Origin of the sequence: Mycetocola sp. 2940 (assembly GCF_040548835.1) — a bacterium.
Classification (GTDB): Bacteria; Actinomycetota; Actinomycetes; order Actinomycetales; family Microbacteriaceae; genus Mycetocola_A.
Genome location: NZ_JBEPSK010000001.1, coordinates 86096 through 100388 on the forward strand (window position 1 = coordinate 86096; position 14293 = coordinate 100388).

A 14293-nucleotide genomic window follows, 5' to 3' on the forward strand; every position below is an offset into this window, starting at 1 on the left:
ACCTTCACTAAGCTTGCAGAACCTAACTGTTCCCTGTGCGCCGTGTTGCCAGAGAGGTCTGCATGTTCAACAAAATTCTCGTTGCCAACCGAGGCGAAATCGCCATTCGCGCGTTCCGCGCCGCTTACGAACTCGGCGCAAAAACCGTCGCCGTCTTCCCGTTCGAAGACCGCAACTCCATGCACCGGCTGAAGGCAGACGAGGCATACCAGATCGGCGAACCCGGTCACCCGGTCCGGGCCTACCTGGATGTCGCAGAGATCATCCGCGTCGCGATCGAATCCGGTTCGGATGCCATCTACCCCGGCTACGGCTTCCTCTCGGAGAACCCCGATCTCGCCGAGCAGGCTGCCGCGAACGGCATCACCTTCATCGGACCAACCTCGAACGTGCTCAAGATGGCCGGCAACAAAGTCACCGCGAAGACCCACGCGATCGAAGCCGGCGTTCCGGTTCTCGCCTCCACCCCGGCATCCCGCGACATCGACGAGCTTCTGGCCGGCGCCGACGCCGTCGGATTCCCCCTCTTCGCCAAAGCCGTCGCCGGCGGCGGCGGGCGCGGGATGCGACGCGTCGCCACCAAGGACGAGCTCGCTCCGGCGCTGGCCGAGGCGATGCGCGAGGCGGACAGTGCCTTCGGCGACCCCACCATGTTCCTCGAGCAGGCGGTTATCCGCCCGCGGCACATCGAAGTGCAGATCCTTGCCGACAAGGGCGGCGAAACCGTGCACCTGTTCGAGCGGGACTGCTCCGTGCAGCGCCGCAACCAGAAGGTCGTCGAGATCGCACCGGCGCCGAACATCAGCGACGAGCTCCGCGCCAACCTGTACCGTGACGCCATCGCGTTCGCCCGGTCGATCGGCTACGTCAACGCCGGGACCGTCGAGTTCCTGCTGGACACCGCCGGCGCCAACGCCGGCAAGCACGTCTTCATCGAAATGAACCCGCGGATCCAGGTCGAGCACACCGTCACCGAGGAAGTCACCGACGTCGACCTCGTCCAGGCTCAGATCCGCATCGCGGCGGGGGAGAGCCTCGCCGACCTCCGGCTCACCCAGGACCAGATCCACCTGCACGGGGCCGCGCTCCAGTGCCGGATCACGACCGAGGACCCGGCGCAGAACTTCCGCCCTGACACCGGAAAGATCACCACCTACCGGTCACCGGGCGGCGGCGGCATCCGCCTCGACGGTGGAACCATCAACCCCGGTGCGCAGATCAGCCCGCACTTCGACTCAATGCTCGCCAAGATGACCTGCCGCGGACGCGACTTCCCCGCGGCCGTCGCGCGTGCCAAGCGCGGCCTGGCCGAGTTCCGGATCCGCGGGGTCTCCACCAACATCTCCTTCCTCCAGTCCGTGCTCGAGGACCCTTCCTTCGTCGCCGGCGACCTCAGCACCTCCTTCATCGACGAACGCCCCGAGCTGGTGCGCGGCCGGGTCTCGAAGGACCGCGGGACGAAGATCATGAACTGGCTCGCCGACGTCACGGTGAACCAGCCGAACGGTCCGCGCCCGACCAACTTCCACCCCGCCGAGAAGCTCCCGGCGATCGACCTGAGCCTGCCGGCCCCGGCCGGCGCGCGCCAGCGGCTGCTCGAGCTCGGCCCGCAGGGCTTCGCCCGCGCGCTCCGGGAGCAGACTGCCCTCGCCGTCACCGAGACCACGTTCCGCGACGCGCACCAGTCCCTCCTCGCCACCCGGGTCCGCACGCGTGACCTGCTCGCCGCCGCGCCGCACGTCGCCCGGCTGACCCCCGAGCTTCTCTCGGTCGAGGCATGGGGCGGCGCCACCTACGATGTCGCCCTCCGGTTCCTCGGCGAAGACCCCTGGGAGCGGCTGTCGAGCCTGCGCGAGGCGCTGCCGAACATCAACATCCAGATGCTGCTCCGCGGCCGGAACACGGTCGGGTACACGCCGTACCCGACAGCGGTGACGGATGCCTTCGTCCGCGAGGCAGCAGACAGCGGCGTCGACATCTTCCGCATCTTCGACGCCCTCAACGACGTGAGCCAGATGCGCCCGGCCATCGACGCCGTGCTCGCCACAGGCACCACCGTCGCCGAGGTGGCCGTCTGCTACACCGGTGACCTCCTCGACCCGAGCGAGAACCTCTACACCCTCGACTACTACCTGAGACTTGCCGACGAGATCGTCTCGTCGGGCGCGCACATTCTCGCGATCAAGGACATGGCGGGGCTGCTGCGCCCGGCCGCCGCGGCCCGGCTCGTGTCGGCGTTCCGCGACCGCTTCGACCTGCCCGTGCACGTGCACACCCACGACACCGCCGGCGGCCAGCTGGCGACACTTCTCGCGGCGTCCCAGGCCGGAGCGGACGCGGTCGACGTGGCCAGCGCACCGATGTCCGGCACGACCAGCCAGCCGTCGGCATCCGCCCTCGTCGCCGCTCTCGCCCACACCGAACGCGACACCGGGCTCTCGCTCCAGGCCGTCACCGACCTCGAGCCGTACTGGGAAGCCGTCCGCCACATCTACAAGCCGTTCGAGTCAGGCCTGCCCGGCCCCACCGGACGCGTGTACCGCCACGAGATCCCGGGTGGGCAGCTGTCGAACCTGCGCCAGCAGGCCATCGCGCTGGGCCTCGCCGACCACTTCGAACTGATCGAGGACATGTACGCCGCGGCGAACAACATCCTCGGCCGCGTGCCGAAGGTCACGCCGTCGTCGAAGGTCGTCGGTGACCTCGCCCTCTACCTCGCGGCTGTTCGGGCCGACCCGGCCGACTTCGCCGAGAACCCGGAGAAGTACGACGTCCCGGACTCCGTCGTCGGCTTCATGGCCGGCGAGCTCGGCGACCTGCCCGGCGGCTGGCCGGAGCCTTTCCGCAGCAAGGTACTCGCGGGCAGGAACATCAACATCGAGGTCTCGCCGCTCAGTGACGACGACCAGAAGCTCCTCGACGGCACGTCGCTCGACCGACGGGCCACCCTCAACCGGCTGCTCTTCGCCGGGCCGACGAAGCAGTTCGAGTCGGTCCGTGAGGCCTACGGCGACCTCTCCGTCGTCGACACGATCGATTACCTCTACGGGCTCGAACCGGGCGCCGAGCATGTCATCGAGATCGCCAAGGGCGTGCGCCTCTACGCGGGCCTCGAAGCGATCGGCGAGCCGGACGACAAGGGCATGCGCACCGTCATGACCACCCTCAACGGGCAGCTGCGACCGGTGTTCATCCGCGACACGAGCATCAAGGTGGAGACCAAGGTGGTCGAGAAGGCCGATACGTCGAAGCCCGGCCAGGTCGCCGCACCATTCTCGGGTGTCGTCACCCTGAAGGTGCAGGAAGGTGACCTCGTGGAGGCGGGAGACGCCGTCGCATCCATCGAGGCGATGAAGATGGAGGCGGGCATTACGTCGGCGGTCACCGGACGTGTCCAGCGACTCGCCATCCCGACCACCCAGCAGGTCGAAGCCGGGGACCTCCTCGTCGTGGTCCACCCGGAAGAGTGAGGAATGCTCGCGATTTCGCGACTGCCGCCTAAGCTTGAGGTCGAACCCGAACGAAGGGGGTAGTCTCATGGCTCCTACCAGATCAGACGGCGGATCCGCGCGTCACACCAGTGACGACGTCGTCGCACCCAAGCTCGAGAACATTCACGTCGACACGGCGGCGATCGACGTCGTCGGAGAAACACCGAGAGTGACCGTCCAGCTCCCGGCGTCGCCGATCCACGACATACCTGAGGACGAACGCGCCGTGGCCATCGACGACGTCCCCGTGAACCCGGACACCCTGGCCGCCGACCCGCCGTCCACACGCTCCGTCGAGGTCGTGGAACCCGTTGCCACCGTTCCGACCCAGGATGCACCGGCCGGGATCAGCGCGACACGGTACGCCACCGGGGCGCCGGAGACGTCGGCCCTGCTGACGAGCGAACGGCTCCTCGACGGGATGCCGGGAGCCCAGGTCGCGCCGGAGGGCCGCTGGCAGCGATTCGTGTACAACACGACCTTCCACCGCGTGAACCTCGGCGACTCAGCGGCCGCGACCGCACGCAAGGAACTCGACCGCCGCATCCGTCGCCCGGTGAACGGAGGAGCTCGGTTCGTTCCGGTCCTCACCCGCAAGGGCGGGGTCGGCAAGACGACGGTGACGGCACTTCTCGGGATGGCTCTCGCCGACGCCCGCGAGGACAGGACGATCGCCATCGACGCGAATCCCGACCGGGGAACCCTCTCCGAACGGATCGCACAGCACACCGATTACACCGTTCGCGACATCGTCCGCGACGTCGACGCCATCACCGGATACACCGAGTTCTCGAAGCACGTCGCCCGCGACTCGACCCGGCTCGACGTTCTCGCATCCGACACCGACCCGCACCTGGCCGAAGCGTTCAACGAAGACGACTACACGACGGTGGCCGAACTGGCCGCCCGGTACTACTCCTTCGTGCTCACCGACTGCGGCACAGGCATCGTGCACTCCGTCATGCGTGCGACCCTGGGGCTCGCCGACTCCGTCGTCATCGTCTCCGGTTCGAGTGTCGACGAGGCCCGCCTGGCATCCGAGACCCTGACCTGGCTGGAGCAGAACGGGTACGAGCACCTCGTGGCAAACTCCGTCGTCGCCCTCAACACGGCAACCCAGGGCGCGCACATGGTGCGCCTCGATGAGATCGAGAGCCACTTCAAATCCCGCGTGCGTGAGATCGTTCGCATCCCGTACGACCCGCAACTCGCCGCGGGCGCCGCCATCGACTTCCACAACCTCCGCCCGGTGACGCGGCACGCTGCCCGCATTCTCGCCGCACACGTCGTCGAGGGTTTGCCCTCTCGACGTCGATGACCATCGCCCCGACCGAAAGACACCAGTGACAGAACGACAGATCCGCATCTTCGGAGACCCGGTCCTCAAGACCGCGTCCGAACCGATCGACACCATCGACGACGGCATCCGGGGCCTCGTTCACGACCTGATCGACAGCGTGACGCCTCCGGGCCGCGCCGGCGTCGCCGCCAGCCAGATCGGGGTGAACCTGCGGGCCTTCAGCTACAACATCGACGGTGACATCGGCTACATCCTCAATCCGGTTCTCGTGGAGACGAAGGGCGAGAAGGAGCCGGTCGATGAAGGCTGCCTCTCGGTGCCCGGGCTCTGGTACCCGACCCCTCGCTACCCGTTCGTGCGCGTCACAGGGAACGACCTCGACGGAGAACCCGTGGAGCTGAGCGGTACAGGACTGCTGGCCCAGGCGCTGCAGCACGAGATCGACCACCTCGACGGCCTGCTGTACCTCGACCGGCTCGACAAGGAGAATCGTCGCGCAGCCATGAAGGAGATCCGCGAAAGCGACTGGTTCTAGCCGGCTTCGTCCGGCACGAAGAAACGGCCGGTCCCACTCTATCGAGAGGGACCGGCCGTCATCGTTTCGGCTCAGCCCAGGGGGATGCCCTGGGTCGGCGCGTCAGCGTACAGCTTGTCGATCTCGCCGGCGAAGTCCGCGAGGATGACATGGCGCTTGATGCTCATCTTCGGCGTCAGGTGCCCGCTGGCCTCGGTGAACTCGGTGGGAAGGATGACGAACTTGCGAATCGATTCGGCGCGGGAAACCCTGGCGTTCGCCGCGTCGATGGCCCGCTGGATTTCGGCGAGGACGGCCGGGTTCTTCGCCGCCTGGTCGAGGGTGAGATTCGTCTCCTGGCCATTGTTCCCCAGCCAGGTCGGAAGCATCTCCGGGTCAAGGGTGATCAGCGCCGAGATGAACGGGCGCTGGTCACCGACGGCGACGACCTGTCCCACCACCGGGTTGGCGCGGATCGGGTCCTCGAGCGCGGCCGGGGCGACATTCTTTCCGGCCGCCGTGACGATGATCTCCTTCTTGCGCCCGGTGATGGTGAGGTTACCCTCCGCATCGAACGAACCGAGATCACCGGTGCGGAACCAGCCGTCGTGGAACGATGCAGCCGTGGCATCCGCGTTCTTCCAGTACTCCTTGAAGACGTTGATCCCCTTCACCTCGATCTCACCGTCGTCGAGGATCCGGATCGCGACGCCGGGCATCGCCGGACCGACGGTGCCGATCGGGGTCTTGCCTGGGCGGCCCACCGACGCCGGTGCCGTGGTCTCGGTGAGGCCGTAGCCCTCGAGGATCTCGATGCCGAGGCTGTGGAAGAAGTGCCCGAGCCGGGGGCCCAGCGGGGCGGAACCTGAGACGGCGTAGACGACGTGGCCGCCCATGGCGGTGCGCAACTTGCCGTAGACGAGCCTGTCGAACAGCGCGAACTGGAGTTTCAGTCCGAGCGGGATCGAGGCGCCCTTCTGCTTCGCGATCGAGTGGGCGACGGCCACGTCGGCGGCCTTGCGGAAGATCTTTCCCTTGCCGCCCGCTTCGGCCTTCTGCTCAGCGGAGTTGTAGACCTTCTCGAACACGCGTGGCACGGCGAGCAGGTACGTGGGTTTGAAGGATCCGAGCGACGGCAGCAGCTGCTTCGTGTCGGGCTGGTGACCCGTCTTCACGCCCGCGTGCACGTTGAGTACAGAGATGAACCGCGCGAAGATGTGCGCGAGGGTGATGAAGAGAAGCGTGGATGCTCCGCCCGGTCCGTCGACGACCTCACCCAACGCGACAGCCGAGTTGCGAGTCAGCTCCACGAAGTTGGAGTGCGTGATGACGCAGCCCTTCGGCTTGCCGGTCGACCCCGACGTGTAAATCAGCGTCGCCATGTCGGAACCGACCGCAAGGTTGCGGCGACGTTCGATCTCCTGATCGGAAACCCCGGTTCCGCTCGCTGCCAGCTTGTCGAGGTCGCCGAGGTCGATCTGCCAGACCTTCCGGACGAGCGGGAGATCCGGGTGGACCTCGTCGAACCGGGCGAAGTGGTCGGCGGTCTCGACAATGGCGGCGACGGCACCGGAGTCGGTCATGTTCCAGTGCACCTGGCTGGGTGCGCTGGTCTCGTAGATGGGGACGAGGATCGCACCCGCGAACCAGGTCGCGAAGTCGATGAGCGACCATTCGTAGCTGGTTTTGGCCATGAGCCCGATCTTGTCGCCGGGCTCGATGCCGGCGGCGACGAGCCCCTTCGACAGGGCGACGACCTGGCGGTGGAATTCGGCGGCGGACACATCTTCCCAGCCGGCGCCGCGGGGGATGGCGAACAGGGCAGAGTTCGGAGTGAGCTTCACTCGTTCCACAAGAAGGTCGGTCGCGTTCGCGTTCGGATCGGCCGGGACGACGGCGGGGACTTCAAACTGTTCCACGGTAACTCCTTTGGTACCTGAGGGGCCACGATACGTCTACTCTAGGGGTCAGTCGGCTTCTGGCAGCCTGACAATGGCGGCTGTTGGCGCGGATCACTAAACTGATTCGGGCCGCGAGGATCATTGTTGTGGCTTTCGACTGCTCACCGTCCCCGCCCCGGAGGTTCTTCCACGTGCACGCCATTGGCATCGACATCGGCGGGACCAAAATCGCCGGCGCCCTCGTCGACGAAGAAGGGTCCATCGTCGATGAGGCGCGTGTCGCGACTCCGACGGGCTCGACGCAGCTGATCGAGGACGCGGTCGTCGAGATGGTGACCCGGCTGGCATCCGGTCGGCAGGTCGAGGGCGTGGGTGTGGCCGCCGCCGGATTCATCGACGCCGCCCAGTCGACCGTGTATTACGCGCCCAACATCAACTGGCGGAACGAGCCGTTCCAGTCGCGGCTGTCCGCGCGCATCGACCTGCCGATCATCATCGAGAACGACGCCAACGCGGCCGGCTGGGCCGAGTTCCGGTTCGGCGCCGGCCGGCTCGTCAGCGACATGGTGATGCTCACCATCGGGACGGGTGTCGGAGGGGCGTTCGTCACCGAAGACCGGCTGTTCCGCGGCGGATTCGGCGCCGGTGCCGAACTCGGTCATCTCCGCCTCGTGCCCGACGGCCTCCCATGCGGCTGCGGCCAGCACGGCTGCCTCGAACAGTATGCCTCCGGCCGCGCCCTCCTCCGGATGGCCAACGAATTCGCAGACGCGGGTGGAATCGGCCAGGCCCTGGCCGAACGACGTAACCGTGCCGGCATCCTCACCGGGCACGACGTGTCCGAACTCATCAGCGAGGGGGACGGCGGAGCCATCGCCGCGCTCCGGCAACTCGGCATCTGGCTCGGCCAGGGTTGCGCGTCGCTTTCAGCCGTGCTCGACCCGCAGCTGTTCGTCTTCGGCGGGGGAGTCGCCCAGGTCGGCGAGCTGCTGCTCGAATCGATCCGCCACTCCTACCTCGAACACCTGCCGGCGCGGGGATACCACCCCGAACCCGAGTTCCGCATCGCTGAACTCGTCAACGATGCCGGCGTCGTCGGGGCCGCGGACCTCGCCAGGGTCTCCGCACGTCGAACCCTTCCCGGCAGCCGGGCATAGAGGATACTGGGACGACGATGTTCTATTGGTTCATGAAGTACCTGGTGGCGGGACCGCTGCTGAAAACACTGTTCCGCCCGTGGGTGGTCGGCCAGGAGAACATCCCCAAAACCGGCGGTGCGATCATCGCCTCCAACCACCTCTCGGTCATCGACTCGGTGTTCCTGCCGCTTTACCTCGACCGGCGGATCTCGTTTCTCGCGAAGAGCGAATATTTCACCGGCAAGGGCCTCAAGGGCTGGGTCACCCGGGTCTTCATGAAGATGACCGGGCAGCTGCCGATCGACCGCTCCGGCGGCAAAGCGTCCGAGGCCTCCCTCCTCACCGGGCTCCGCGTTCTCGGCGGCGGCGACCTGCTCGGCATCTATCCGGAGGGCACGCGAAGCCCCGACGGCAAAATGTACCGCGGCAGGACCGGTGTGGCCCGCATGGTGCTCGAGGCCGGCGTCCCCATCGTTCCCATCGCCATGATCGACACCGAAAAGATGATGCCGATCGGTACGCGGCTTCCCCGCGTCCGCCGGATTGGGATCATCATCGGCGAACCACTCGACTTCAGCAGATTCGAAGGCATGGAAGGCGACCGGTTCATTCTCCGCTCGATCACCGACGAGCTGATGTACGAGATGCAGCGGCTGAGCAAGCAGGAATACGTCGACGTGTACGCCACGAGCGTCAAGGAAAAGGCACCAACTCTTTCGCGGTAGGGTTGGAAATTGGGCCCTCTCAGGTGCCCGGTTCCCCTCAGAGAAAGAAAATGTTCGTGACAGATGTGACTGACCCGGTGGTATTGGCAGATGATTCTGTGATTTCCGGTTTGGACTATTGGCGCGAACTGCCGATCAAGCAGCAGCCCGAATGGCCCGACCCGGATGCCGTGGGCAGGGCGTCTGCGCAGATCGCTTCCTTTCCTCCTCTCGTGTTCGCCGGTGAAGTGGACATCCTCCGGGAGCGTCTCGCCCGCGCCGCCAGCGGTGACGCCTTCCTCCTGCAGGGCGGTGACTGCGCCGAGACCTTCGCCGGCGCGACGGCCGACCAGATTCGCAACCGCGTCAAGACGATCCTGCAGATGGCTGTCGTCCTCACCTACGGCGCGTCCATGCCCGTCATCAAGATGGGCCGGATGGCCGGGCAGTTCGCCAAGCCGCGCTCCAGCGACACGGAAACCCGCGGCGATGTGACACTGCCCGCGTACCGCGGCGACATCGTCAACGGGTACGACTTCACCCCGGAGTCTCGCCGGGCGGACCCGAACCGGCTCGTGCAGGGCTACCACATGGCCGCGTCGACGCTCAACCTGATCCGGGCCTTCACCCAGGGCGGTTTCGCGGACCTGCGCCAGGTGCACAGCTGGAACAAGGGCTTCGCAACGAATCCTGCGAACCACCAGTACGAGCAGCTGGCCGGGCAGATCGACAAGGCCGTCCGCTTCATGGAGGCTGCAGGCGCCGACTTCGACGAGCTCAAGCGCGTCGAGTTCTACACGGCGCACGAAAGCCTCCTGATGGATTACGAACGCCCGATGACGCGGATCGACTCGCGCACCGGCACCCCGTACAACACCTCGGCTCACTTTGTCTGGATCGGGGAGCGCACGCGCGACCTCGACGGTGCCCACGTGGACTTCCTGTCGCGGGTGCGGAACCCGATCGGTGTGAAGCTCGGGCCATCGACCACGCCCGAGGCGATGTACGACCTCATCGACAAGCTCGACCCGCACCGCGAGCCGGGGCGCCTCACCTTCATCACCAGGATGGGCGCGGGCAAGATCCGGGATGCCCTTCCGCCTCTTCTCGAGGCCATCAAGGCGTCGGATGCGACACCGCTGTGGGTCACCGACCCGATGCACGGCAACGGGATCACGACTCCGAACGGGTACAAGACCCGTCGGTTCGACGACGTGGTGGACGAGGTCAAGGGGTTCTTCGAGGCGCACCGGGCCGCGGGAACGCACCCCGGTGGCATCCATGTGGAACTGACCGGCGATGACGTGACCGAGTGCCTCGGCGGGTCGGAGATGCTCGATGAGGCATCCCTCGCCACCCGCTACGAGTCGCTCTGCGACCCGCGGCTGAACCACATGCAATCCCTCGAGCTGGCGTTCCTCGTCGCTGAGGAACTCGGCAAGTAGAACGGCAACGCAGAAGGCGCCGGGGGAGTACCCCGGCGCCTTTACTTTTGCGCCCTCGTGGACCATCGGGGAGCGGGCGCGCCGGTTGAGTTGCCGCGAAGCGTCGTGGCGCAGGTCGAGTTGCCAAGAAGTGTCCTTGCGCAGGTCGAGTTGCCGGGAAACGCTGCTGAACTGGCGATTGGGCGACGAGGTGTGGTGAATCGGGCTGCTGGCAGTGAGCGGGCGCTGTCGGTCGTTCCGAAGGGCTCGACGCCGCGATCGTGGGTTCGATTGGTCGGCGCCCGGGGGCGAGTTGCCGCGAAGCGTCGTTGCGTAGGTCGAGTTGCCGCGAATGGTTGCTGAACTGGCGATTGGGCGACGAGGTGTGGTGAATCGGGCTGCTGGCAGTGAGCGGGCGCTGTCGGTCGTTCTGACGGGTGCGGCGCCGCGGTTGTCGGTTCGAGAGGTGCGAAGCGAGGGTCGAGTCGCCACGAACTGTCGTTGCGCAGATTGGGTTGCCACGAATCGTCGCGGAAATCGCGATCGGGCTACAAGGTGTGGCGAATCGGGCTGCCCGCGGCGGACACGGATGCCACCGATCGGTTGAAGAGGGCCGCCTACGGCGCTTCCTCGAAGAGGTATGCCGTGATGGTGACAGTCGAACCCCGCTTGAGCATCTTCCCGGCGACCGGGTCGGTCGAGTCAACGGTGAGCAACGGGCTTCCCCAGTTGGGTTCGGCGATGTCGCTGACCACCTCGACCACGAAGTCGGCGTCTTCGAGGGTCTTCTTCGCGGCCGCGACATTGCTGCCGATCAGGTCCGGCACCTCGACGAGGTCGACGCCCAGGGACACGACGAGTTTCACCGTGTCGTTGGGGCGGACCGTCCCCTCCGGCATGCTGGCGGAGATCACGAGCCCCTTGTCGATGTCATCGCTGTACTTCTCGGTGACATCGTCCGAGACGACCAGCCCGCTCTGCTCGAACGCGGCACGCGCGGCGTCCGGCGTGAGGCCGACGACGTTGGGCACCGCACCCGCCGAGACAGCCAGGTCGAGCGTCTCGCCCTGGAGGATCTGGCCGCCGCCGGAGAAGTCGGTCCCTGAGGCAGGGTCGACGGCGGAGATGACAGCACCGGATGCCACCTCGTCGTGGAATTGCTGGTCGACGGTGCCGAGCGTGAGCCGGTTGTCTGAGAGGAAAACCTCGACCTCGCTCTGTGGCATTCCCGCCAGGGCCGGCAGCTCGACGGCCTGCCGTCCGAGCGAGACGTTGACGGTCACGGTGGCGTCACGGTCGACCTGGCTGCCGGGGGCGGGAACGGTGCTCGACACGAGGCCGGTAGCCACGTCGAAGCTGTATTCCTCACCCCGAACGACCTCGAGGCCCAGGTCCGTGAGCGTCGCCGTCGCCTCTTCCGGCGTCGCGTTGATCAGGCTGGGCACGAGCACCTGGGAGCCAGGGCCGGCGCCGAAATACCAGCCCGTTCCACCGGATGCGACGGCAAGCAGCAGGACGAGGGCGAGAATCCACCAGCCCTTCTTGCGGCGACGGGCCGTCGCTGTCCGGAGGGTGGATGTCGCGTCGTCGGGGGCCACCGGGTCGGTCGACATGTTCGCCGAGGTGAGGGCCTGGGTGAATTCGGCGGTGTCGCTGATCGGAGCGGCCGGCATGAGCATCGTGGGATTGTGGGCCGTTGACGCAGCACCGAACCCGAGTTGCTTCTCGACCTCGCGGAGGCGTTCCAGGAGTTCGCGGGCGTCGCTGGGGCGTTCGTCAGGAGACCTTTCCGTCGCCCAGAGCACGAGGTCGTCGAGCGGGTCGGGAACGGAGGGCGTGACGACGCTGGGCCGGGGAACCGACTCGTTGGCGTGCTGGTAGGCGATCTGCATCGGCTGCTCGCCCTTGTACGGCTGTTCGCCGGTCAGCATCTCGTACATCATGATGCCGAGCGCGTAGATGTCGCTCCGCGCGTCCGCGACGCCCCGGGTGACGAGTTCGGGGGAGAGGTAGGCGATCGTTCCGAGAAGCGACTGGCCGGTCGCCGTATTCGCGCTGGCGGCACGGGCGAGCCCGAAGTCGCTGATCTTGATCCGGCCGTCGTCGGCGAGCAGGACGTTCTCGGGCTTGAGGTCGCGGTGGATGATTCCTGCGCGGTGCGCTGCCGCGAGTCCGCTGGTGACGGCATCCATGATGTCGACGACCTGGCGCGGAGTCAGTTTGCCGTGGTCACGGAGGAGATCCCGGAGGGTGATGCCCGGCAGGTATTCCATGACGAGGTACGCGAGGTCGGAATCCTGGCCCTGGTCGAACACGCTCACGACGTGCGGATCGGCCAGGCGTGCGGCCGACCGTGCCTCCTGGACGAAACGGTTGCGGAAGTTGCTGTCGTCGGCGAGGTGTCCGTGCATCACCTTGATCGCCACGCGCCGCTCCAGGCGTTGATCCGTGGCGAGATAGACGGTTGCCATGCCCCCGCGAGCGATCCGCGATCGCACCTCATAGCGATCGTCGATGAGACGACCGATCATAGGGTCGGTGCGTTGGCTGGTTGTCACGAGTGGAAGTCTATGGAGCGAGGCGCAATGCACGCTGGCAAAACACCGCACCAGAGCGCAATGGCTTCATATTTGTGACCGGATTGTGAGATACGGGCCACCCGCGCGGGTGTGGTTCGGGCGTCGGGGTCAGCGGAGCTGCCCGAGCCAGGAGCGGGCCGACGTTTCCCACTTCGCGTATTCACCGGGGTGGGCGGACTTCTGGACGGCCTGTGCGGCGTCGGTGACGGTCATCGAGGTCCAGTTCGGGATGTCAAGCAGTCCCCTGGTCAGGCCGGGGTTGGGATTCGCTTTCCCGCCGAAGAATGCCGTCGTCGCCCGCACCGGGTCGAGAAGCTGCTCCGGTGTGCCCCAGCCCTGGCTGGAGCGCTGCTGGAAGAGACCCAGTGAGTCCCGGTCGCCGAACTGGACGTTGCGGAGACTGGATTCCTGCGCGGCTGCGGCAAGTGCCACGACGATGGCTTCGTCGCCGACACCGAGTGACCGAGCGGTGGTGATGATGATGCTGGCGTTCACCGCCATCTCGGCGCTGAGCGGGGTGACCACGTCGTTCGTGGCCTGCGGTGTCGGCGCGGGTGCCGGAGCCGGCGGAGAGACGGAACCGGATGCCGCGGGGGCCCCGGCGGGAAGGGCGAGGGACTGTCCCGGATAAATGATGCTCGCGGCGCCGAGGCCGTTCGCTGCGTAAATGGCAGCGACGCTGACTCCGTGGTCGGCGGCGATTCCGCTGACCGTGTCGCCTGCGACGACCGTGTAGCTCGACTGTGAGGATGGAGACTGCGGGGCTGGGGATTGCGGGGACGGAGCCGGCGTCGCGGCGGGGGTCGCTGTGGCTCCGGTCAGGTTCAGGACCTGGCCGGGAAAAATGAGGCTCGACCAGCTGAGCCCGTTGAGGGCCAGCAGGGATGCCGTCGCAAGGCCATACCTGGCCGCGATGGTGCTCACCGTGTCACCGGATGCCACCGTGTACTGGGCGGGCGGCGCCTGGACCGCTGCCGGTGCTGCCACCTGGGCCAGCGGCGCAGGGGCCGGCGTGCTGGACCGCGGCGTGGGGGAGTGCGGGGCGGCGGTGGCTTCGGTCGGCATCGTGAGGTGCATGCTTGCGGCCAGCGACCCCGTCAGCAGGATCGGCAAAGTGAGATTGCGTGCCCGTTGGCGCGCATCAGCCGCGGAGCGCGGCGTCGCAGTTCGTTGCGCCATGAAATGGCCCCCGTTCGTGTGTCAATCGACCCCAACAGTCCCACACGGGTGCGCCGAGAGTC

9 protein-coding genes are annotated in these 14293 nt (G+C 66.9%); 6 read left to right on the forward strand and 3 right to left on the reverse strand.

Translation table 11 applies throughout. The features are described 5' to 3' along the window. Positions 1-62: 62 nt before the first annotated feature. From ABIE24_RS00440 to def, 3 genes are all read left to right on the forward strand, one after another. Positions 63-3470, forward strand: coding sequence for a pyruvate carboxylase (locus ABIE24_RS00440; RefSeq protein WP_354495739.1), 3408 nt, complete (start codon positions 63-65; stop codon positions 3468-3470). A 67-nt stretch (positions 3471-3537) separates the two neighbouring features. Beyond that, entirely contained in the window at positions 3538-4809 is a 1272-nt protein-coding gene (locus ABIE24_RS00445) for a MinD/ParA family ATP-binding protein (RefSeq protein ID WP_354495741.1), read from the forward strand. Between the two features lie 25 nt (positions 4810-4834). Then, complete coding sequence (def, locus tag ABIE24_RS00450) at positions 4835-5326, forward strand: peptide deformylase (protein ID WP_354495743.1); 492 nt, start codon at positions 4835-4837, stop codon at positions 5324-5326. A gap of 71 nt (positions 5327-5397) precedes the next feature. On the opposite strand, the gene ABIE24_RS00455 is transcribed toward def, so the two are convergent. Next, positions 5398-7224, reverse strand: coding sequence for an AMP-dependent synthetase/ligase (locus tag ABIE24_RS00455; RefSeq protein WP_354495745.1), 1827 nt, complete (start codon positions 7222-7224; stop codon positions 5398-5400). 173 nt (positions 7225-7397) lie between these two features. On the opposite strand from ABIE24_RS00455, the gene ABIE24_RS00460 reads away from it, so the two are divergent. The 3 genes from ABIE24_RS00460 to ABIE24_RS00470 are packed head-to-tail and all read left to right on the forward strand — an operon-like array spanning position 7398 to position 10494. Beyond that, positions 7398-8363: an ROK family glucokinase gene (locus tag ABIE24_RS00460; RefSeq protein ID WP_354495747.1), complete on the forward strand. Its 966-nt coding sequence runs from the start codon at positions 7398-7400 to the stop codon at positions 8361-8363. A 17-nt stretch (positions 8364-8380) separates the two neighbouring features. Then, on the forward strand, positions 8381-9070 hold the full coding sequence (locus tag ABIE24_RS00465) for a lysophospholipid acyltransferase family protein (RefSeq protein ID WP_354495748.1): 690 nt from the start codon (positions 8381-8383) through the stop codon (positions 9068-9070). Between the two features lie 50 nt (positions 9071-9120). Next, positions 9121-10494 (forward strand): class II 3-deoxy-7-phosphoheptulonate synthase, encoded by a 1374-nt coding sequence (locus tag ABIE24_RS00470; RefSeq protein ID WP_354495750.1) that lies wholly within the window; start codon positions 9121-9123, stop codon positions 10492-10494. Positions 10495-11090: 596 nt separating this feature from the next. On the opposite strand, the gene pknB is transcribed toward ABIE24_RS00470, so the two are convergent. Continuing rightward, positions 11091-13031 carry a Stk1 family PASTA domain-containing Ser/Thr kinase gene (gene pknB, locus ABIE24_RS00475; protein ID WP_354495752.1) on the reverse strand — a complete coding sequence of 647 codons (1941 nt, stop codon included), beginning with the start codon at positions 13029-13031 and terminating at the stop codon, positions 11091-11093. A gap of 129 nt (positions 13032-13160) precedes the next feature. Continuing rightward, entirely contained in the window at positions 13161-14231 is a 1071-nt protein-coding gene (locus ABIE24_RS00480) for a LysM peptidoglycan-binding domain-containing protein (RefSeq protein WP_502916217.1), read from the reverse strand. Positions 14232-14293 lie beyond the last annotated feature (62 nt).